The following is an 18,948-nucleotide window of genomic DNA, read 5'->3' on the forward strand; positions in this document are numbered from 1 at the left end:
CTCAGGCGGCGCGCAGCACCCGTTCGGCCGACCGGGCGGCGCGACGCCCCATCCGGCGGAGCTCCTCCGGGTCGCGCCCCATCCGCGAGAGCTGGATCAGCGCCTGCGAGAGCGCGACGATCTGCGCCGCCGACAGCGCCAGCTCGCCCGGGTCGAGGGAACGCGGGGCCACCGCGCCGAGCGCCCGGGCGACCGCCGCCTCCATGGCATCGACGGTGCGGGAGCTGATGCCCGCGATCTCGCCGTCGGTGCCGAGTTCGGAGACGGTGTTGAGCATGAGGCAGCCGCGGCGGTCGGGATGCGCCAGGCAGTCGTCGACGATGGTGTCGAAGTAGGCGGCGACGGTCTCCTGCACCCCGGCGTGCGGCACGAGGAACACCGACTCCACGACGGCGGCCCGCCGGGCGCAGTAGCGGCGGTAGGCGGCGAGGAAGAGCTCCCGTTTGCTGCCGAAGGCCTGGTACAGGCTGCCGTTGGTGACCCCGGAGGCGGCCGAGACCTCGGTGAGTGACGCCGACCGGTAGCCGCGCACCCAGAAGACCTCGATCGCGGCATCGAGGAGCGCCGCCTCGTCGAAGGCCCGAGCCCGTCCCATGCGCCCACGCTACCGGACGCGCGGCCGGCCCTCGCGCCGTGCCACGATGGAGTGTGAGCGGGATGGATGTCGCGTGGCTGTCGGCCGACGCCGGGGCGGTCGAGTCGGCCATGGCCACCGAGCGCCGCACGTCCCGGCCGCGCTGGCTGCCGAGCCGGCGGCAGCTGCTGGTGCACGTCAACACCTGCCTGCTGATCTGGTACCTCGCGATCGTGCTTCTCACCGTCGGGGTGCGGGTCGACACGGCGCAGGACGGCACCGTGCGGGTCGCCGACGTCTGGACGCTCGCGGGGGCCGCGATCGTGCTGGCGATCTGGCTCGCCGGCACGGTGCTGCTGCGGCGCTGGGCCGCCCGCCCGCCGTCGGCCCGGGCCCGCCTCGCCGAGTGGCGCCGTACGCTGACCGCCCTGGCCAACGGCTTCGAGCCGCGCCCCTCCCAGGGTGCCGCGTTCGCCGCGCTGATCACGACCGGCGGGCGTCCGCTGTCGTCGGGCGGGCACGGCCGCGGGCCGGGCAGCTGGGTGCGCTCCTACCCGCGCTTCACCGCCCCCGGAGTGGAGTTCGGTGTGCTCACCGGCGGTGCCGGGAGGGCCGGCGACCGCTGGACCTACCTCGCGGTCACCCTGCCGGCGCCGCTGCCGCACCTCGTGCTCGACGCCACGGCGAACGACCGGCTGCTCGAGAGCGACCTGCCGACCGGGGTCGACCGCAGCCAGCTGATCCGGCTCGAGGGCGGCTTCGACGCCCACTTCCGCGTCTACTCGCCCGTCGAGTACCGCACCGGTGCCCTCTACGTGCTCACGCCCGACCTGATGGCCGCGCTGATCGACCACGCCTCGGCCTTCGACGTCGAGATCCTCGACGACCGGCTGGTGCTGTTCCGGCCCGGATCCACCGACTTCGACGAGCCGACGGCGTGGCAGGCCGTGGGCGCGCTGCTGTCCGAGGTCGTCCCGCGCGTGGTGCGGAAGGCGGAGCGGTACTACGACGAGCGGGTGCCCGGACAGGAGACGCCACGGCTGCTCGCGCGCCTCGAGGCCGAGCGCGAGCATCCGGAGCTGCCCTGGATCGAGCCGGTGCCCCGGATCGGACCCGACGGACGCCGGCTCGTCCTCCGCGACGGCTGGAGCGCCACGAAGGCCCTCGCGGGCACGATCGGCTGGTTCGCCCTGCTCGTGCTGCTCTACCCCGTGCCGGGCATCTTCGCCTTCGCCGGGTTCATGTCGATCATCGACGGGCGGTAGGGCGGATGCGGCGGGAGGCGGCGCCGCGCCCGGCACCCGCGCGCCCGGCGCCCCTGCGCGCGGTGCTGCTGCTGATCGCCCTGTTCGCCCTCGTGCTGGGCGTGGTGCAGCTCGTCGTCGGGGCCGCTCCCGGTGTGCCGGAGTGGGTGATCCCCGTCTTCACGCTGCTGTTCTGGACCTGGGCGGTCGCCGGCCTCGCCGCCTGGTGGCGGCGCCCCACCTCGTTCCTCGGGGCGCTGCTGCTGCTGGGGTCGCTGGCCATGTTCGCGGCCGGGGTCGGCAATCTCGGGCATCCGGTGCTCGAGGCCATCGCCGCGATGTTCGCCACCACCCTCCTCGCCGTGACGGTGCACCTGCTGCTCGCGTTCCCGTCGGGCCGGCTGCGCGGACGCGTGCCGGTCGTCACCGTCGTGCTGGGCTACGTCAACTCGATCGTGCTGCAGGCGCCGCTCTTCCTGCTGCCTCCCGACGAGGAGACGCTGCTCGGCGTCGTGTCCACGATGCAGAGCCTGCTCGGGCTCGTGGTCGTGGTCGCCGCGGCCGTGCTGCTCGTCGGCCGCCTGCGCACCGCCGACCCGCGCAACCGGCGGGTGCTGCTGCCGCTCGATCTCTACGGCATCCTCGCGGTGCTGCTCATCCCGGTCTCGGGCAGCCTGCTGCCGCTCCTCGGCGCCGACCCCGTCGGGGTGGTCGCCGCCCAGCTCGCGATCACGGGCGGCATCCCGATCGCGTTCCTGATCGGCGTGCTGGCCGGTGGATTCTCGCCGACGGTCGAGGCGGACGCCCTGAGCTCGTGGCTCGGGGTCGCCGGCTCCCCGCGCTCGGCGGTCGAGCAGGCGCTCGCCCGCTCGCTCGGCGACGACTCGCTGCGGGTCTCGTACTGGTCGGAGGCCCAGGGCGTCTTCGTCGACGCGTCAGGGGCCGAGCTCGAGGAGGCCCCGGGCGCCCGGCTCCGCGAGGAGGTGCGGGTGGAGTCCCGCCTCGTCGGAGCCATCGACTACGACGGACGCATGGTCGCCGACACCGAGGCCGTTCGCCGCGCCGGCCGGGTGCTCGCCTTGGCCCTGGACCGCGAGCGGCTCACCGCCGAGCTCTCGGCGAGCAACGCCGAGCTCGGGCTGTCGCGCGTGCGCCTGGTCGAGGCCGCCGACCGGGAGCGGTCGCGCATCGCCCGCGACCTGCACGACGGCCTGCAGGTGCAGCTGGTGCTGCTCGCCCTCGAGGCCCAGCAGCTGGCCCACGCCGACGGCACGACCGCCGCGACGGCCGCCGCGGCCACCGGGCTGCGACGGCGGATCGACGAGGCGGCGGCCGATCTGCGGCACCTCGTGCACGAGGTGCTGCCGTCGGGGCTGATCGAGCGCGGACTGACCGCGGCCGCCGAGGACCTGATCGACCGCCTCGACATCCCGGCGACCCTCGACAGCGACGTCGACGACGCCGCTCTGCCGGCCGCCACCGCCCGCACCGCCTACCTGATCGTGGCCGAGTCGCTGAGCAACGCCGTCAAGCACGCCGGAGCACGCTCGGTCGCGGTGCGCCTCCGGCAGCGCTCGGGCGTGCTCGAGATCACCGTCGGCGACAACGGGGCCGGGGGAGCGCGGATCGCCGAGGGCGGCGGACTCAAGGGCCTCGCCGACCGGGTCGACGCCCTCGGCGGCTCGTTCGAGCTGACCTCTGCGCCCGGAGCCGGCACGCGACTGAGAGCGGAGCTGCCGTGCGGGTCGTGATCGCCGAGGACGAGCTGCTCCTGCGGGAGGGACTGATCCACCTGCTCGAGGCCGACGGCATCGAGGTGCTCGCCGCGGTCGGCACCGCGGCCGAGCTGGAGGCCGAGGTCGCCCGCCTGGCGCCCGACCTCGTGATCACCGACATCCGGATGCCGCCGACGCACACCGACGAGGGTCTGCAGGCGGCCGTGCGCATCCGTCGTGCCCACCCGGGCACCGCGGTGGTGGTGCTCTCGCAGCACGTGCAGCGCCGCTACGCGGGCGAGCTGCTCGGGCCGGGGGAGGGCGGCGTCGGCTACCTGCTGAAGCAGCGGATCGCCGACGTGCGCACCTTCACCGCCGACCTCCGGCGGGTGCGGGCGGGCGGCACGGCGCTCGACCCCGAGGTGGTCGCCGTGCTGCTGACGCGGGCCGCCAAGGCGGGCGGCCCGGCCCGAGCGCTCACCCCGCGGCAGCTGGAGGTGCTCGGGCTGATGGCCGAGGGGCGCAGCAACGCGCACATCGCGGCGCGGCTCGGCACCTCCGAGAAGGCGGTCGTGCAGCACACCTCGAAGATCTACGACGCCTTCGGGCTGCCGGTCGACGCGGACGACCACCGGCGGGTGCTGGCGGTCATCCGCTTCCTCTCGGAGGCCGCCGCTCAGTAGGCCTGCTGGATCGCCGCGGCCACCGCGCCCACGTCGTCGTTGGCCTGGAAGACGCCCTGGAGGGTGGGCACGAAGCCCTGGTTCACCATGATCGTGAAGGCCAGATGCCGCCCGCCCGCGGTGTCCATGACGCCGCCGAGGGTCTTCGTGACGAGACGGTAGCGCCCGTTGAAGCTGTCGCCGGCGAGCAGCGTGCCCGTCTTGGCGAAGACCTCCCCGGCGGCCGGGCTGTCGGGCTGCACGTCGGAGAGCGAGCCGTCGACGCCGAGGATCGGCAGGGTCGCCTTCCAGCGCTCGGCGTCGGGACGGTCGGCCATGATCGTCTGAATGTCGACGGCGTTCCGGGGCGTGATGAAGTTGCCCTCGAGGCCCGATCCGTCGACGAGCGACGCGCCGAGGGTGTCGAGGCCGGCGTCGGCCCAGATCTCCTGCGCCTGCCCGAGCCCCTCCTCGCAGGTGGGATCGCCGGCCGCGGCCGCGAGCCGGCAGATCAGCGTCTGCGCCCCGCGGTTGTAGCTGATCTTCATCACGTAGGTCACCTCCTCGCCGAGCGGCAGCGACTCCAGCTCGGCCACCGACGGCAGCGCGGTCACGGCGTCCTCGGCCGGCAGCGACGCGTCGGGGTTGTCGGCGAGCGGGTCGGCCGTGACGGTCACCCCGGCGCGCCCGAGCGCCTCGATGAACGCGGTGCGGGCGAACGTGGCGGGATCGTCGAAGGCCCAGACCTTCAGCGCCGGATCGCTGCCGGCGGCGACCGTGCCCTGCATCACGATCGTGTGCGGGTCGCCGGGATCGAGTTCGGGGTCCTCCAGCTTCGCCGTCTCGCCGGCGGCCACCGTCGTGACCTCGTTCCGCACGGTCCAGGGTGCGACGGCCGGGGTCAGCGCGACCGTCGCGGGGTCGCCGGCGGCCGCTCCCGGCGTGACCAGGAGGTCGAGCAGGTTCTGGTTGACGATGATCGGGGTGATCGGCTGCCGGGCGAGCGTGCCCTGGAAGAGCCGGTCGTCGACGACGACGTCGCCCTGCACCGTCGTGATGCCCGAGGCCTTGACCTGCGTGGCGAGCTCGTCGAGCCCCGTCAGCGGATCCTCGGGGGTGAGCGTCGCACCGGGCAGCGGATTGGCGTCGTTGTGGTCGAGGTTCGCGTAGTCGACCGTGCCGTCGGCCTTCGTGCGCCCGCCGAGCGTGAGGTCGCCCTGGCCCACGAGCACGAGATCGCCGGTGAGGGTCCCCCCGGCGAGGGTGCCGTTCTGCTTCACCGGCGTGGTGACCGTGTGGTCGGGCCCCCACTTCACCCAGGCGGCACCGGCGCTGTAGGTCTTCACGAACGAGCCGGGCTCGGCCATCGTGTCGGCGTCGAGGTCGATCAGCACCTCGCCCGTGTCGATGTCCTGCACCGAGACGAGCCAGCGGCCCTGGGCGTACTGGGGCTGCTGCATCACCTCGAGGGCGGCGGCCGGCAGCCCGGGTACGGAGCCGTCGGCGCTCGGCGACGGCGCGGCCGGCCCGCCGACGCAGGCCGTCGTGACGGCCGCGGTGACGACGACCGCGAGTACGCCGGCCGCGCGCCGGGTCGCCCGGTTCATGCGCCCGCCCCGTTCGCGAGCACCGCGGCGAGCCGCCGGAAGGTCTGGTCGGCCGGGTGCACCTCGGGGATGTTCGACTCGTTCATGTACACGACGATGCTCGCTCCGCTCTCAGGATCGTGGAAGACCGCGGCCGTGAAGCCGAGACCTTCGCCGTTGTGGCCCCACCAGCCGCCGGTCTCGCCCATCCCGAGACCGTAGAGGTCGTAGGGCGGGCCCGTGACGAGCGGTCCGCCCTGCCGGCGCTCGGTCTGGGTCGCCGGGGCGACGAGCGTCCCGTCGCCAAGGGTGTCGGCCCAGGCCCGGCCGTCCTCGAGGGTCGAGAACATCGAGCCCGCCGCCTGCAGCACCGAGGAGTTCTCCTCCTGGGGCACCGGCACGCCGTCGTCGACGATGTAGCCCGTCGGGTGCGGTTCGGCCCAGGTCGTCGTGTCGACGATGAACTCGGTGCCCGTCTGCCCGAGGGGGTCCAGGATGCGCTCCTGAAGCACCTCGGCGTAGGGCTGCCCCGTGATCTTCTCGACGACGGCGCCGAGGAAGTTGATGTTCGCGTTGTTGTAGGCGCGCGTCGCCCCGGGAGCCGACAGGGCCGGCCGGCCGAGCGCGAACGCGTTCAGCTCGTCGAGCGTGAAGATGCGGGCCGGGTTCTCGACGAAGACGTCCTGGAAGGCCTCGTTCGTGTAGTCGGCGTTGCCGCTCGTCATGCCCGCCAGCTCGCGCAGCGTGATGGTGTCGCCGTTCGTGACGCCGTCGAGGTACTCGTCGATCGTGTCGTCGAGGCTCGCGCGGCCCTCGTCGACGAGCTGCAGCAGCAGGGTGACGGTGTACGACTTCGTGACGCTGCGGATGGGCCAGAGCATGTCGGTCGAGACGGGGAGCTTTTTCTCGACGTCGGCGAGCCCGGTCGCCGAGGTCCAGGAGCCCTCCCCGGGGATCCAGACGCCGACGGCCGCCCCCGGCACGGCGTACTCGGCCATCGTGTCGTCGACGACCTCCTGCAGCGCGCTCCGCAGCTCGGCGGGCAGCTCGCCCTCGGGGGCGGCCGGCCGGGTGGCGGCGGGCGCCGGGGTTCCGGAGGCGGTGCCGTCGGCCGTGCCGGGGGAGGCGGACGCGCATCCGGCCAGCAGCAGGGTCAGGGTCGTCGCCGCGACCAGCGACGCCCCGATCGATCGCGTCGTCATCGGCTCGTCTCCTGCCGTCGTCGGCTACCCGTGTGGCGCCCCCCACGGTCCCAGCCGGGCGGTGGAGCCCGCAATAGACCTGGGTCCCTCCCGCCCACCGGAAGCCGCGGAACGCGGTCCCCGAAGGGGGGAGACCCGCCGGGGTGCCGCACGGCCCTATCCTGTGACGAGTCGCGCAGGGGGCGCGCCGTCGTCGAAAGGCCCGTCATGCCCGAGTGGTACACCCTCGGCGTCGTCGCACTCGTGATCGTGGCGGTCGTCGTCGTGATCGTGCGGTTCCGCGTCAATCCCGTCATCGCGCTCGCGCTCGGCGCCGCGGCGATCGGTCTGCTCACCGGGCTCGGGCCCGTCGACACCGTCTCGACGATGACCCAGGGCTTCGGCGACGTGATGATGGAGGCGGGCATCCTGATCGGCTGGGGCGTGCTGATCGGCGCCATGCTGAACGAGCTCGGCGCCATCACCCGGCTGGTGGAGAGCCTGATGCGGGTGTTCGGCCGACGGGGCATCCCGTACGCGCTCGGGCTGTCGCTCGCGACCTACCTGCAGACCATCTTCGTCGACGTGCTGATCGTGATCGCGGCGCCCCTCGCCCGGCGCATCGCCCCGCGGCTCGGCCGGGTGGGCACCGGCATCGTCGGGGTCACCTTCGCCGTCGGGCTCGAGATGGGCATCGTGATGATGGTTCCGGGCTTCGCCGCGGTCGCCCTCGCCGGACTCCTCGGTGTGCCGCTCGGCGTGATGATGCTCGGCGGGTTCGCGGTGGTCGCGCCGACCGTGGTGCTGACCATCCTGCTGATGTCGCTGTTCTTCCGGCTGGGGTTCTGGAACCCCGAGCGGGACGAGCAGGTCGTGGTGCGCGACGACGACGAGGCGGTCGCCGCGGTCTCCACCGGGGGCACGGCGCAGGCTGTCGCGACCGGCCACGACCCGCTGCTCGTCAGCACAGAGACCGGGTCGGTGCGCACCCGCGTCGGCGGCGTGCCGCGGGGCCCGGCGGGCAACCGGCCCGTCGACCGCGAGGAGCGCGAGCAGCCGCTCGTGCTGCTGTTCGCCCCGATGCTCGTCGCTCTGCTGCTGATCGCCGCCCAGGCCGTGCTCTCGGTGGCCGAGGTCGAGGTGCCCGTGATGCAGTTCCTCGGCAGCCCCGTGATCGCGCTGCTGCTCGCCGTCATCGCGACCGGTGTGATCGGACGGGCGGCCGTCGGCACGAAGCGCATCGAGAAGGCGGTGGTGAAGGGCTTCCAGGACGGCGGGCAGATCTTCCTGCTCACCGGCATCGGCGGATCGCTCGCCGCCGTGATCGCGAAGGGCGACCTCGGCGCCGTGCTGCAGGGCTACTTCTCGGCCACCTCGTTCGCGCCGCTGCTGCTCGTCTGGGCGATGGCGGCCGTGCTGCACATCGCGGTCGGCTCGGTCACGCTGTCGGCCATCACCGCCGCAGGCATCATCGCGCCGGTGGCGGCGACCATGGGGCTTGACCCGCTGCTGATCGCGCTGGCCGCCGGCTCTGGGGCGCTGTTCTGCATCCACGTCACCTCGAACACGTTCTGGCTGCTGCAGACCTTCCTCGACCAGTCGGTGCGCGGCACCCTCAAGACGGTCACCGTGGGCGTCTCGCTCGCGTCGGTGATCGCGCTCGGGATGACCCTGCTGATCTCGCTCGTGCTGCCCTGAGCCGATGAGCAGACAGCGCGCGGGGGCGCGTTCCTACTTCGCCGTGCAGGCGGTCGCCGGTGCCGTCTGGTGGCTGACGGTGTTCACCGTGCCCTGGGTGCGGGACGCCACCCTGGGCGGGCTCGACCCGGTCGTCACGGCCGTGCTCGACGTGCCGCTGTTCGTCATCGCGTCGGCACTGGCGGCCGCCGGCCTGCGCCGGGCCGTCGTCGTGGCCGCGGCCTGGACGGTGCTCGTCGCGGTGGCCCTCGCGGGCTACGCGACGGTGACCGGGCTCGCCGGGTGGGGCGTGTTGGCGATGGTGCCCGCCGCGGCCGGCTCGGTGCTCGCCGCGTGCCTGCTGCTCGTCGGCCGCATCCCGACCGAGTGGCTCGTGCGCGGGCCGTTCGCCTTCCGGCCCGCACCGGTCAGGCCGGGTGCGGGTGCCGCGCGCAACGTGGTCACCACCTTCGGTCAGATCGTCCTGTTCTGGGGCGTCTGCCTGGTCGTCGTGCCGCTCGTGCTCGCCGCGCTCGAGGAGCGCTGGCGGGTGGCGCCGGCGCTGCCGGCAGCCGTCGTCGCGGTCGTCGTCGGCGCCGGCGTGGTGCTGCTCGTGCTCGCCAGCACCCTCGGCATCTGGTCGGCCGTCACGATGTCGACGCTCGGCGAGGGCACACCCCTTCCGAGCGCTTCGACCAACCGGCTCGTGATCGCCGGGCCCTACCGCTGGGTGCGGAACCCGATGGCGATCGCCGGCATCGCCCAGGGCGTCGCGGTCGGCCTCGTGCTCTCGTCGTGGCTCGTGGTCGTCTACGCCCTGGCGGGGTCGCTCGTCTGGAACTACGCCATCCGCCCCTTCGAGGAGGCCGACCTCCACGAGCGCTTCGGCGCCGACTTCGACCGCTACCGCCGCGCGGTGCGCTGCTGGCTACCGCGCGTGCCGCGGGAGCCAGGGCCACCGGCTAGGAGGAGCGGAGCGCCAGGTACTTCGCGATGAGCGACTTCGTCGAGGAGTCCTGCTCCTCGAGCGCCGCCTGGTCGCCGTCGACCGCGGGCGCGATATGCAGCGCGAGCTGCTTCCCGAGCTCGACGCCCCACTGGTCGAAGGAGTCGATGCCCCAGATGGTGCCCTCGGTGAACACGATGTGCTCGTAGAGCGCGATCAGCTGGCCCACGACGCTCGGTGTGAGCGCCGGCGCGAGGATCGACGTCGTCGGCCGGTTGCCGCTGAACACGCGGGCCGGGACGACCGCCTCGTCGGTGCCCTCGGCGCGCACCTCGTCGGCCGTCTTGCCGAAGGCGAGCGCCTTGGTCTGGGCGAAGAAGTTCGCGAGGAACAGCGCGTGCACGTCGGCACCGGGGGCCACCGCCGCACCGTCGCCGACCTGGTCGCGCAGCCCGTGCGCGGGGTTGGCCACGGCGATGAAGTCGGCCGGGATCAGCCGCGTGCCCTGGTGGATCAGCTGGTAGAACGCGTGCTGGCCGTTCGTGCCCGGCTCGCCCCAGAAGATCTCGCCGGTGTCGGTGGTGACGGGGGAGCCGTCCCAGCGCACGCTCTTGCCGTTGGACTCCATCGTGAGCTGCTGCAGGTAGGCCGGGAAGCGGTGCAGGTACTGCGCGTACGGCAGCACCGCGTGGCTCTGCGCGCCGAGGAAGTTGGAGTACCAGACGTTCAGCATGCCCATCAGCACGGGCACGTTCCGCTCGAGCGGCGTGGTGCGCATGTGCTCGTCGATGGCGTGGAAGCCGGCCAGGAAGTCGCGGAACCCGTCGGGCCCGATCGCGATCGCCACCGAGGTGCCGATGGCCGAGTCGACCGAGTAGCGGCCACCCACCCAGTCCCAGAAGCCGAAGGCGTTCTCGGGGTCGATGCCGAAGGCCGCGACCTTGTCGAGCGCGGTCGACACGGCCACGAAGTGCTTGGCCACGGCGCCCGTGCGGGCCTCGTCGCTGTCGTCGATGGCTCCGGATGCGCCGAGCCGCTCCCACAGCCACTGGCGGGCCAGGCGGGCGTTGGTCAGCGTCTCCAGCGTGCCGAAGGTCTTCGAAGCGACGATGAACAGCGTCGACTCGGGGTCGAGGTCGGCGGTCTTCTCGTAGATGTCGGAGGGGTCGATGTTCGAGACGAAGCGCACCTCGAGGCCCGCCTGCACGTACGGCTTCAGCGCCTCGTAGACCATCACGGGGCCGAGGTCGGAGCCGCCGATCCCGATGTTCACCACCGTCGCGATGCGCTTGCCGGTGACGCCGGTCCACTCGCCCGAGCGCACGCGGTCGGCGAAGGCGTAGACCTTGTCGAGCGTGCCGTGCACCTCGGCGTCGATGTCGGCGCCGTCGACCACGAAGCCCGCCGGCGGCTCGAGGCCCTCACCGTCGGGGGTCCCGCCATCCGGTCGCCGCAGGGCGGTGTGCAGCACGGCCCGGTTCTCGGTCACGTTGATGTGCTCGCCCGAGATCATGGCGCGGTAGCGCTCGGCGACCCCGGCGTCCTCGGCGAGCTGCAGCAGCTGGGCGAGGATGTCGTCGGTGAGCAGGTTCTTCGACAGGTCGACCGTCAGGTCGGCGGCCTGGAAGGTGTAGCGCTCGGCCCGGTCGGGCTCGGCGGCGAACCAGCCCCGCAGGTCGGGCTCGAAGCCGTCGGCCGTGCCGAGCAGGGCCTTCCACGCGTCGGTTGAGGTCGGGTCGAGGGGCGCCGATTCGGCCATGTTCTCTCCTGGGGATCGTCCGTCGCGCCGGCTACACCGGGACGCGCTTGCTCTCGAATCTACTGCCGGTGCGGGCACGCGCCCAGACGAAGAAGCCGATCAGGGTGAACACGCCGTAGAAGAGGTACATGAACGCCGAGGCGTAGTAGCCGGCGCTGATCAGCAGGGGCACGCCGACCACGTCGACCGCGACCCAGATCAGCCAGAACTCCGTCCAGCCCTTGGCCATGCCGTAGGTCGCGAGCAGCGAGCCGACGAACACCCAGGCGTCCGACCAGACCGGCTCGTACGACCCCAGTGCGGTGAGCACAGGGGTCAGCAGCGCCGTGCCGCCCACCAGTCCGACGGCGAGCAGGATGCGCGTGCGCCCGCTCGCCCAGCGGGGCACGACCGCGGCTCCCGACTCCCCGCGGGCCTTCCGCCACTGGTACCAGCCGTAGACCGACACGATGATGAACATCACCTGCCGCCCCGCCTGCCCGAGGAGGTTCACGGGGTTCGGCGTGCCGAACACGGCGCCGAGGAACACGGTGAACAGCAGCACGTTGCCGACGATGCCGACGGGCCAGGCCCAGACCCTCCGCCGCATGCCGCCGAGGGCGCTGGCGAGGCCGAACACGTTGCCCACCACCTCGCGCCACAGCACCGTCTGGTCACCGATGTGCAGCTGGGCGTCGAAGAGCCACTCGATCACATTCACGAGCCGTAGAACGGCGACGGATGCCCGGGCATTCCCGCACCGCGCGGCGAACTCGGCCCGCCCGCTACCCTGGGCACCAGACGCCGGGGCCGTGCCCGGCCGGCAGGGGGACCGGACGCATGATCACCGACGTACTGACCGTGCTGCTGGCCGTCGTGTCGGCGGTGCTCGTGGGCTTCGTGGCCAGGCGCATCCTGGACACCCCGGTCGGCTGGCCGCGCAGCATCGTCGTGGGCCTCATCGTCTTCGCCACCGGGCTGCCGTTCGCCTCCTGGCTCGTCGACCAGACGGGTCTCCTGACCGACGGGCGCACCGCCGACGTCCGCGTCGCCCTGACGGTGCTCGCCGTGGTGCTGCTGGCGGTCGCGTGGGTGTTCGCCCTCGGGGTGGGGGTGCTCGTTGCCCTCGAGGCGATCGTGCCGACCCGGCCGCTGCCGAATCCGATCGACACCGTGCGCGCGGCGATCCGCCGCCGCAAGCGCACCCGCCGCTACCTCGCGATCGTCGGCATCGCCACCCGGCACGGCGCCGGCTGGCTGTTTCACGGCCACTCCCGCGTGCAGCACGAGCTGACCACCAGCGAGCAGCGGGCTAGGGCGCTGGTCGCGACCATCAACGAGTCGGGCGTGACCTTCGTCAAGCTCGGCCAGGTGCTCTCGACCCGCCGCGACCTGGTGCCCGAGCCCTACCTCAGCGCCCTGGCCTCCCTGCAGTCGGGGGCGACCACCCTGCCGTGGGAGACGATCCGGCCGGTCATCGAGGAGGCCCTCGGCGCCGGGCTCGAGACCGTGTTCGCGTCGGTCGACCCCGAGCCGCTGGCCGCGGCATCCGTCGCCCAGGTGCACCGGGCCGTGCTGCTCGACGGCACCGCGGTGGTCGTCAAGGTGCAGCGGCCCGCCGCCCGGGCACAGGTGGAGGCCGACGTCGACATCATCGTGCGCCTCGCGCACCGCGCTGAGCAGCGCACCCAGGCCGGCCACGACCTGCGGCTGGAGTCGGTGGCCCGCGGCTTCACGGCGACCCTGCTCGACGAGCTCGACTACCGCATCGAGGCGACCAACGTCGAGATGATCCGCCGCACCCTCGAGCACGCGGCCGCCGACGACGGGCACGGGAACGGCGTCACGATCGCGGTGCCGCACGTCTATCCAGCGGCCTCGGGCGCGCGGGTGCTGACGATGGACCTGGTCGCGGGCGTGCCGCTCAGCGGCGCCGCCGACGAGCTGGCCACGCTCAGCACCGAGGCCAGGCAGGCCCTCGCGAACGGGCTGATGATGGCGGTGCTCGAGCAGATCCTCGTACACGGCGTCTTCCACGCCGACCTGCACCCGGGCAACGTCATCCTGACCCCCGACGGGGAGCTCGGGCTGATCGACTTCGGGGCCGTCGGCATCATCGAGCGCAGCCAGCGCAGCTACCTCACGGCGCTCATGCTCGCGGCCGTCAGCGAGGACGACATCGCCGCCACCGAGGCGCTGCTGCTGATCGTCGACGTGCCGGCCGACGCCGACCTCGACGCCCTGCGCCACGACGTGGGCGTCGTGATCACGACCGAGCGGTTCCGGCCGAAGGGCAGCCAGTCGATCTTCACCCGGCTGCTCGACGTGATCCGGCAGCACCACATCGCGCTGCCCGGCGACCTGGCGTCGGCGTTCCGCAGCTTCGCCACCCTCGAGGGCTGCCTGAAGGTGCTCGACCCCGGCTTCGACATGTTCGAGCAGGCGCTGCCGATGGTGCCGAAGCTGCTGCGCCGAGACCTGTCCGTGCACCGCACCGTCACCAGCGTGCAGGCGCAGGCCGCGGTCGGTGCCGCCCGGCTGCGCACCCTGCCGGGGCGGCTGGACGCGCTGCTCTCTGGCGTCGAGAACGGCACCTTCTCGCTCAAGCTCAAGGCGTTCAGCGACGACGCCGGTCAGGGCTTCGTGCAGTCGATCGCCTCCGAGCTGGTGGGCACGCTGATCGCCATCGCGGCGGTCGTGATCGCGCTCGTGCTGATCGTCACCGACGGCGGGCCGCTCGTCACCGACGGGCTGCGGCTGTTCGACCTGTTCGGCGCCTTCATCGGGTTCCTGGGGTTCCTGGGGCTCCTCCGGGTGGTGCGGCAGATCGTCATCCGACGGCGCCGCTGAGGTGGTCGCTCGCCGGCTGCGGTTCGCCGAACCAGCGCTCGAGCGCTCGTTCGAGCCCCTCCCCGTCATCGCCCGCCCACGCGACCCGGCCGTCGGGGCGCAGCAGCAGGGCGGGGGCGGGAAGGGCTGCCCGGTCGGGGGCCAGCGCCACGCGGTCGGCTCGGTCGGGCCAGCCCTCGAGCGGGAGGGTGCCCGTGCCGTCGAGCAGCAGTCCGCGCCCGGCGTGCGTGAGGTCGGAGAGGCGTCGGCCGTCGCCGAGGGGGAGGTCGCGCATCCGTCGCCCCACCAGGTCGAACGGGTCGTCGTCGCCCTCGGCCGGTTCGTCCCGGATGCCCAGCCCCGTGATGCGCCCGGCCAGCAGCCGGGCCACCGGCTCGAGCTGCAGCAGCTCGCCGAGCAGGTGCCGCACCGCCTGCGGGCCGGGCTCGGGGGAGAGCAGCTCGCTCTGCGCCCGCGTGAGCGTCAGCACCTGCTCGGCCACCGGGCGGCGCTCGGCCTCGTAGCCGTCGAGCAGCCCGGGCGGCGCCCAGCCGGCGACCTCGGCCGCGAGCCGCCAGCCGAGGGCGAAGGCGTCCTGCAGGCCGAGGTTCAGGCCCTGGCCTCCGAGGGGCGGATGCACGTGGGCGGCGTCGCCCGCCAGCAGCACCCGGCCCGCCCGGTAGCGCTCCGCGAGGCGCGTGGCGTCGGTGAAGCGGGTGAGCGAGCGCGTCGCACGAACCCCGAAGTCGGTGCCGGAGTAGGCGCGCAGCTGCGTGCGGAACTCCTCGAGCGTCGGCGGCACCGTGCGGTCCTCGGCGACCGAGGCGGCGGGCACGACCGCGCGGTGCAGCCCGTCGCCCGCGGGGCCGATGCCGAAGCCGCGATGGAGCACCCGCACCTCGGACGCGATGCGCGCGACCTCCTCGGGCGCGACCGAGCCGTCGAGCTCGATCTCGCCGAGCAGCCACTCGGTCGAGGCCGGCTCGCCCGGGAAGCCGATCCCCGCGAGCCGCCGCACCGTGCTGCGCCCGCCGTCGCAGCCGACCAGCCAGCGGGCTCGCAGCCGGTCCCCACCCGCGAGCAGCACGAGGACGCCGTCCGCATCCTGTTGGAAGGCTTCGAGCGCGGCGCCGCGGCGCAGTTGGGCGCCCAGCTCGGCCGCCCGCTCGGCGAGCAGCCGGTCGGTCGTGGGCTGCGGGATGCCCAGCACGTAGTCGTGGTCGGAGTCGAGTTCGACCGTCGCCCCCTCGAGCCCCGCGAGACCGCGGCCCGCGCCGGGGTAGCGCTGCCCGTGCGCCAGGAACCGGTCGAGCAGCCCGCGCAGCGCCAGCACCTCGACGCTCCGCGCGTGGAGCCCGAGCGAGCGCACCGCCGGGTTCGGCTGCGCCTCCCGCTCGAGCACCACCACGTCGACCCCGTGCAGCCGCAGTTCGCTGGCGAGCATGAGACCGGTGGGTCCGCCTCCGCTGATGACGACGTCGTGCATCCGACCCTCCTCCTGCCGCCCCGAGCCCCGGCGCGGGTGCCCGGTGTCGCTCGGGCGGCCCGCCATTGTGCCTGGTCAGGTGGGCCTTGCGGCAAGCCCCGTGCCCTCCGTTATCCTGGAGATGCGGGCGGACACGGGGCGGCCCGCCTGTCACGCGGCCGGCTTCAGCACCGGCTAGCTGAGCGCACGACCCGCCCCGCGGTTGCGGACGGGGCTCGACCGCGGCGCAAGGGGGTTGGCCGACGAGCCCGGTCGTCGCATGCTGGGCCCATGACCGATGACACCCCGTTCCAGAACCCCGCCCACGGCACCGACGACGACACGCAGCTCGACGAGATCGAGACGGCGGCGAGCGTCGACGAGGTCGCCGAGGAGGTGCGCGACTCCATCCGCCACGGCGAGGTGGAGGACGACGTCTCCGACGTCCTCGAGGAGCGCCTCGAGGAGGCGGGCGTGCACCTGCGCCCCGAGACCATCGACGACATCGCCGACGACATCGAGAACGACGTCTCCCACTGACCCGCCCCGCCCCGCCGCGACCTGCCGGCGCGGCCGCTGACCCCGCCGGGTCAGCGGGGGGCGTCGGCGCCGAAGGCGACGCCGAGGGCGAAGAGGGTCGAGACGCCGTAGTGCTCCATGGCCGCGGCGACGCGGCGGCGGCCCGTGCGGGGGTTGATGCCGAGCCGGCGCGAGGCCGTCTCGAGCGTGACGCCCTGGCGCATCAGCACCAGGAGGGGCGCCCAGGGCACGTCCGCCGGCTCGGCCGGGGTGGCGCGCTGCCAGAGCAGCTCGAAGTACTGCTCTGCCATCCCCGCGAGCGCCGCGTTGCGGACACCGAGCACGCTCGTCGGCCGGCCCTCGCCCCACTCGAACGGCAGGGCGAGCTGGTCGCCGTCGACCCAGAACCAGCTGGGCGGCGAGTCGAGCAGCCGGTACTCCACGCCGACCTTGCGGTAGGCGACCATCCGCTGCTGGGCGAGCGGGTCGTCCCCGGCCCAGGTCGGCATGATCACCCGCACCCGGTCCTTGCCCGCCATCGCCCGGCCGAAGCGGGCCGCGCGCTCGGGGTCGGGCTGCAGGAAGCGGTCGACCTCGGGCAGCAGGGCGTTCAGCGTTCCGCTGTCGTGGCGCACCGTCTCGTACCAGAGGTCCTCCGAGGCGTGCCGGCCGTGCCGGGTGGCGACCGGCACGGGGTCGCCCGACGCCTCGCCGACGGCCCAGTGGCGCAGCAGGGCGGGCAGCTCCGCGACCACCGACTCCATGTCGGCGAGCGCCGTCTCGGCCCGGCGGCGCAGCTCGGACGACTGCTCGGCCACGGTCCCGGCCGCCCACGACGCCGGATTGACGTAGGACAGCTCGGCGCCCCGGCCCCCGAGCAGACCGCGCTCGCGGAAGACCTCGACGCGGGCCCGGGCCTCGTCGACCGGCAGGTGCGCGAGCGCCGCGACCTCGTCGACCGTCTCGGGTCGTCCGCGCAGGATCACGGCGAACAGCGTCTCGTCGTCCATGCCGTCCCTCGTGGCTCCGGTGCCCCCGACGGCACACCGGAGTCGGGTGCCGTGGGCTCATCGTGACCTGCAGCGGCCACCGATGCAAACCGAGCGGGTTCCGGATGCCCGTTTCCGGACAGTCGCGGCCCCCGGTCCGCCCCGGCGCGGCCTCGGTCGACACCCCGGCGACCGGTTCCGTTCGCATCGCGACGTGCACCGCCGACCCGCTCCGCGCGGTGGGAGGCTCGGACGATGGGAGCTCTACCGGTCTGCGACGTCGAAGTGGTCTACAGCGTGCTGGGCATCGACCCGGCCCGCCCGGAGCTGCTGCGCACCCTGCTCGCCCTCGGCCCCACCACCGTCGAGGCGGCCGCGGAGGCGGCGGGGCTCAGCGACGGTGAAGCCCTGCAGCGCGACGTCGACGAGCTGGTGGCCGCCGGCCTCGTGCGCGAGACCTCGGACGCGGGGGAGCGGCTCTTCACCGCCGACGCCGCCGCCATCGAGGCGATGTTCCACTCCCTCTGGCGCCACATCGACCGCTTCGGCATCTGACCCGGCCACAGCCGCACCGCCACAGCCGCACCGCCACCCGCCGCGGCTCAGGCCGCCACGCGGAAGGTGCTTGCGAAGCGGTCGAGCAGCTCGACCCGGCCGCCCAGCACCTCGACGACGCCTGTTTCGATGGCCCGCCCGGCCGCCAGCTCGCCCGTGATCAGGCGACGGATGCCCGTGCCGGCCGAGAAGGCGAGATCGACCGCCCCCACCCCGCCGCCCGCGCCGACCCCGCTCACCCCACCGGCCGCGCCCGCCTCGCCGCCCGCGCCGACCCCGCCGCCCGCCGCCACCGCCGGATCGCCGCCGGGAGTCACCTCGAGCGCATCCCCGTTGACCCGGATCAGCAGATCAACCGCCCCGAACCGCCCCGCGTACGAGGTCGTCGGCAGCTCGAGCGCCGTGCGCGGCCGGAACGCGCTCCGCAGATCCATCGTCATCGACTCGGCGGTGATGACCTGCTCGTCGCGCGCCTCCTCCATCGCCTTGAACCCCCACGCCCCGAGCGCGAGCACCACCGGCTCCAGCTCGCGCCCGTAGGGGGTGAGCTCGTACACGATCACCCGCGACCGCGGTGCCCGCCGGATGACCCCCGCCGCCTGCAGCTCCTTCAGCCGCGCGGCGAGGATGTTGCTCGGAATGCGGTGCAGCCCCGCCGCCAGCTCCCCGTAGCGGCGCGGCCCCACCAGCAGGTCGCGCACGATGAGCAGCGCCCACCGCTCACCCACGAGCTCCATGGCCCGCGAGATGCCCGAGTACTGCCCGTAGTCGCGTGCGGCCACGACCGCCTCAGGCCTGCTGTCCGAGGAACGCCTCGGGCCCCTTCTCGGCCGCCACCGGCTCCATCCACCCGAACTCGAGCAGGTTGCCGTCGGGGTCGGCGAGCTGACGCTGGTACATGAAGCCGTAGTCCGACGGGGCCTGCGCCTCGGTGCCGCCCGCCGCGAGACCGGCCGTGGTTCGGGCATCCACCTCGTCACGGCTGTCGACGAAGATCGCGATCGAGACCGTGGGGCTCACCGAGGGGTCGCCGATGGGCAGCTCGGTGAAGGTCTGGAAGTAGTCGCGGGTGAGCAGCATGAAGGCGCTGTGCTCTTTCTCGATCACCACGCAGGCGGCGTTGTGGTCGGTGAAGAGCGGATTCACGGTGCCCCCGATCGCGGTGTAGAACGCCTTGGCGCGCTCGAGGTCGGTGACGGGCAGGTTCACGAAGAAGGAGGTCATGCGGACGATACTTGCAAAAAACAAGTGCGCGGTCAACAGCGGAT

17 protein-coding genes are annotated in these 18,948 nt (G+C 73.4%); 8 read left to right on the forward strand and 9 right to left on the reverse strand.

Translation table 11 applies throughout. The features are described 5' to 3' along the window. Nucleotide 1 precedes the first annotated feature (1 nt). Nucleotides 2-595, reverse strand: coding sequence for a TetR/AcrR family transcriptional regulator (locus ITJ64_RS12945; protein WP_194681196.1), 594 nt, complete (start codon nt 593-595; stop codon nt 2-4). A 53-nt stretch (nt 596-648) separates the two neighbouring features. On the opposite strand from ITJ64_RS12945, the gene ITJ64_RS12950 reads away from it, so the two are divergent. From ITJ64_RS12950 to ITJ64_RS12960, 3 genes are read left to right on the forward strand one after another with little or no spacing between them, the layout of a single operon-like run. Further along, complete coding sequence (locus ITJ64_RS12950) at nt 649-1,839, forward strand: hypothetical protein (protein ID WP_194681197.1); 1,191 nt, start codon at nt 649-651, stop codon at nt 1,837-1,839. Nucleotides 1,840-1,844: 5 nt separating this feature from the next. After that, nucleotides 1,845-3,569, forward strand: a complete 1,725-nt coding sequence (locus ITJ64_RS12955; RefSeq protein ID WP_194681198.1) for a histidine kinase — start codon at nt 1,845-1,847, stop codon at nt 3,567-3,569. After that, complete coding sequence (locus ITJ64_RS12960; RefSeq protein ID WP_194681199.1) at nt 3,557-4,216, forward strand: response regulator transcription factor; 660 nt, start codon at nt 3,557-3,559, stop codon at nt 4,214-4,216. The genes ITJ64_RS12955 and ITJ64_RS12960 overlap by 13 nt, the downstream gene beginning before the upstream one ends. On the opposite strand, the gene dacB is transcribed toward ITJ64_RS12960, so the two are convergent. Together dacB and ITJ64_RS12970 are read right to left on the reverse strand one after the other, a co-directional pair. Beyond that, nucleotides 4,210-5,802 carry a D-alanyl-D-alanine carboxypeptidase/D-alanyl-D-alanine-endopeptidase gene (gene dacB / locus ITJ64_RS12965; protein WP_194681200.1) on the reverse strand — a complete coding sequence of 531 codons (1,593 nt, stop codon included), beginning with the start codon at nt 5,800-5,802 and terminating at the stop codon, nt 4,210-4,212. The genes ITJ64_RS12960 and dacB overlap by 7 nt on opposite strands. Further along, entirely contained in the window at nt 5,799-6,983 is a 1,185-nt protein-coding gene (locus ITJ64_RS12970; protein ID WP_194681201.1) for a serine hydrolase, read from the reverse strand. Before ITJ64_RS12970 ends, dacB begins: the two co-directional genes overlap by 4 nt. A gap of 207 nt (nt 6,984-7,190) precedes the next feature. Here ITJ64_RS12970 and ITJ64_RS12975 point away from each other — a divergent pair, with 207 nt between their 5' ends. Together ITJ64_RS12975 and ITJ64_RS12980 are read left to right on the forward strand one after the other, a co-directional pair. Then, nucleotides 7,191-8,660: a GntP family permease gene (locus ITJ64_RS12975; RefSeq protein WP_194681202.1), complete on the forward strand. Its 1,470-nt coding sequence runs from the start codon at nt 7,191-7,193 to the stop codon at nt 8,658-8,660. A gap of 4 nt (nt 8,661-8,664) precedes the next feature. Beyond that, nucleotides 8,665-9,636 carry an isoprenylcysteine carboxylmethyltransferase family protein gene (locus ITJ64_RS12980; protein ID WP_194681203.1) on the forward strand — a complete coding sequence of 324 codons (972 nt, stop codon included), beginning with the start codon at nt 8,665-8,667 and terminating at the stop codon, nt 9,634-9,636. On the opposite strand, the gene pgi is transcribed toward ITJ64_RS12980, so the two are convergent. Together pgi and pnuC are read right to left on the reverse strand one after the other, a co-directional pair. Continuing rightward, on the reverse strand, nt 9,602-11,344 hold the full coding sequence (gene pgi / locus ITJ64_RS12985) for a glucose-6-phosphate isomerase (protein ID WP_194681204.1): 1,743 nt from the start codon (nt 11,342-11,344) through the stop codon (nt 9,602-9,604). The genes ITJ64_RS12980 and pgi overlap by 35 nt on opposite strands. 31 nt (nt 11,345-11,375) lie before the next feature. Beyond that, entirely contained in the window at nt 11,376-12,044 is a 669-nt protein-coding gene (gene pnuC / locus ITJ64_RS12990) for a nicotinamide riboside transporter PnuC (protein ID WP_194681205.1), read from the reverse strand. Between the two features lie 119 nt (nt 12,045-12,163). On the opposite strand from pnuC, the gene ITJ64_RS12995 reads away from it, so the two are divergent. Beyond that, nucleotides 12,164-14,173 (forward strand): AarF/ABC1/UbiB kinase family protein, encoded by a 2,010-nt coding sequence (locus ITJ64_RS12995; protein WP_194681206.1) that lies wholly within the window; start codon nt 12,164-12,166, stop codon nt 14,171-14,173. On the opposite strand, the gene ITJ64_RS13000 is transcribed toward ITJ64_RS12995, so the two are convergent. After that, nucleotides 14,154-15,638, reverse strand: a complete 1,485-nt coding sequence (locus ITJ64_RS13000) for an FAD-dependent monooxygenase (RefSeq protein WP_194681207.1) — start codon at nt 15,636-15,638, stop codon at nt 14,154-14,156. The two genes, ITJ64_RS12995 and ITJ64_RS13000, sit on opposite strands and share 20 nt — an antisense overlap. Before the next feature lie 270 nt (nt 15,639-15,908). Here ITJ64_RS13000 and ITJ64_RS13005 point away from each other — a divergent pair, with 270 nt between their 5' ends. Continuing rightward, nucleotides 15,909-16,157 carry a hypothetical protein gene (locus ITJ64_RS13005; RefSeq protein WP_228508674.1) on the forward strand — a complete coding sequence of 83 codons (249 nt, stop codon included), beginning with the start codon at nt 15,909-15,911 and terminating at the stop codon, nt 16,155-16,157. Nucleotides 16,158-16,207: 50 nt separating this feature from the next. Here ITJ64_RS13005 and ITJ64_RS13010 read toward each other — a convergent pair whose 3' ends face one another. Continuing rightward, nucleotides 16,208-17,146, reverse strand: coding sequence for a hypothetical protein (locus ITJ64_RS13010; RefSeq protein ID WP_194681208.1), 939 nt, complete (start codon nt 17,144-17,146; stop codon nt 16,208-16,210). A 234-nt stretch (nt 17,147-17,380) separates the two neighbouring features. Between ITJ64_RS13010 and ITJ64_RS13015 the strand changes: the two genes are divergently transcribed. After that, complete coding sequence (locus tag ITJ64_RS13015) at nt 17,381-17,680, forward strand: helix-turn-helix transcriptional regulator (protein ID WP_194681209.1); 300 nt, start codon at nt 17,381-17,383, stop codon at nt 17,678-17,680. A 47-nt stretch (nt 17,681-17,727) separates the two neighbouring features. Here ITJ64_RS13015 and ITJ64_RS13020 read toward each other — a convergent pair whose 3' ends face one another. Both ITJ64_RS13020 and ITJ64_RS13025 read right to left on the reverse strand, forming a co-directional pair. Next, nucleotides 17,728-18,462 (reverse strand): winged helix-turn-helix transcriptional regulator, encoded by a 735-nt coding sequence (locus tag ITJ64_RS13020; protein ID WP_194681210.1) that lies wholly within the window; start codon nt 18,460-18,462, stop codon nt 17,728-17,730. Between the two features lie 7 nt (nt 18,463-18,469). Continuing rightward, the gene (locus ITJ64_RS13025; RefSeq protein ID WP_194681211.1) at nt 18,470-18,904 is read right to left on the reverse strand and encodes a VOC family protein; all 435 of its coding nucleotides are present in this window, start codon (nt 18,902-18,904) and stop codon (nt 18,470-18,472) included. Between the last annotated feature and the right edge of the window lie 44 nt (nt 18,905-18,948).

This window comes from Herbiconiux sp. VKM Ac-1786, assembly GCF_015350805.1.
In the GTDB taxonomy this organism is placed as follows: domain Bacteria; phylum Actinomycetota; class Actinomycetes; order Actinomycetales; family Microbacteriaceae; genus Herbiconiux.

Excerpts from the sequence above, each read along its gene's own strand:
- ITJ64_RS12945 (WP_194681196.1), bottom strand. The coding sequence starts at position 595 with ATGGGACGGGCTCGGGCCTTCGACGAGGCGGCGCTCCTCGATGCCGCG.
- ITJ64_RS12955 (WP_194681198.1), top strand. The coding sequence starts at position 1,845 with ATGCGGCGGGAGGCGGCGCCGCGCCCGGCACCCGCGCGCCCGGCGCCC.
- dacB (WP_194681200.1), bottom strand. The coding sequence starts at position 5,802 with ATGAACCGGGCGACCCGGCGCGCGGCCGGCGTACTCGCGGTCGTCGTC.
- ITJ64_RS12970 (WP_194681201.1), bottom strand. The coding sequence starts at position 6,983 with ATGACGACGCGATCGATCGGGGCGTCGCTGGTCGCGGCGACGACCCTG.
- ITJ64_RS12975 (WP_194681202.1), top strand. The coding sequence starts at position 7,191 with ATGCCCGAGTGGTACACCCTCGGCGTCGTCGCACTCGTGATCGTGGCG.
- ITJ64_RS12980 (WP_194681203.1), top strand. The coding sequence starts at position 8,665 with ATGAGCAGACAGCGCGCGGGGGCGCGTTCCTACTTCGCCGTGCAGGCG.
- pgi (WP_194681204.1), bottom strand. The coding sequence starts at position 11,344 with ATGGCCGAATCGGCGCCCCTCGACCCGACCTCAACCGACGCGTGGAAG.
- ITJ64_RS12995 (WP_194681206.1), top strand. The coding sequence starts at position 12,164 with ATGATCACCGACGTACTGACCGTGCTGCTGGCCGTCGTGTCGGCGGTG.
- ITJ64_RS13000 (WP_194681207.1), bottom strand. The coding sequence starts at position 15,638 with ATGCACGACGTCGTCATCAGCGGAGGCGGACCCACCGGTCTCATGCTC.
- ITJ64_RS13005 (WP_228508674.1), top strand. The coding sequence starts at position 15,909 with ATGACCGATGACACCCCGTTCCAGAACCCCGCCCACGGCACCGACGAC.
- ITJ64_RS13010 (WP_194681208.1), bottom strand. The coding sequence starts at position 17,146 with ATGGACGACGAGACGCTGTTCGCCGTGATCCTGCGCGGACGACCCGAG.
- ITJ64_RS13015 (WP_194681209.1), top strand. The coding sequence starts at position 17,381 with ATGGGAGCTCTACCGGTCTGCGACGTCGAAGTGGTCTACAGCGTGCTG.
- ITJ64_RS13025 (WP_194681211.1), bottom strand. The coding sequence starts at position 18,904 with ATGACCTCCTTCTTCGTGAACCTGCCCGTCACCGACCTCGAGCGCGCC.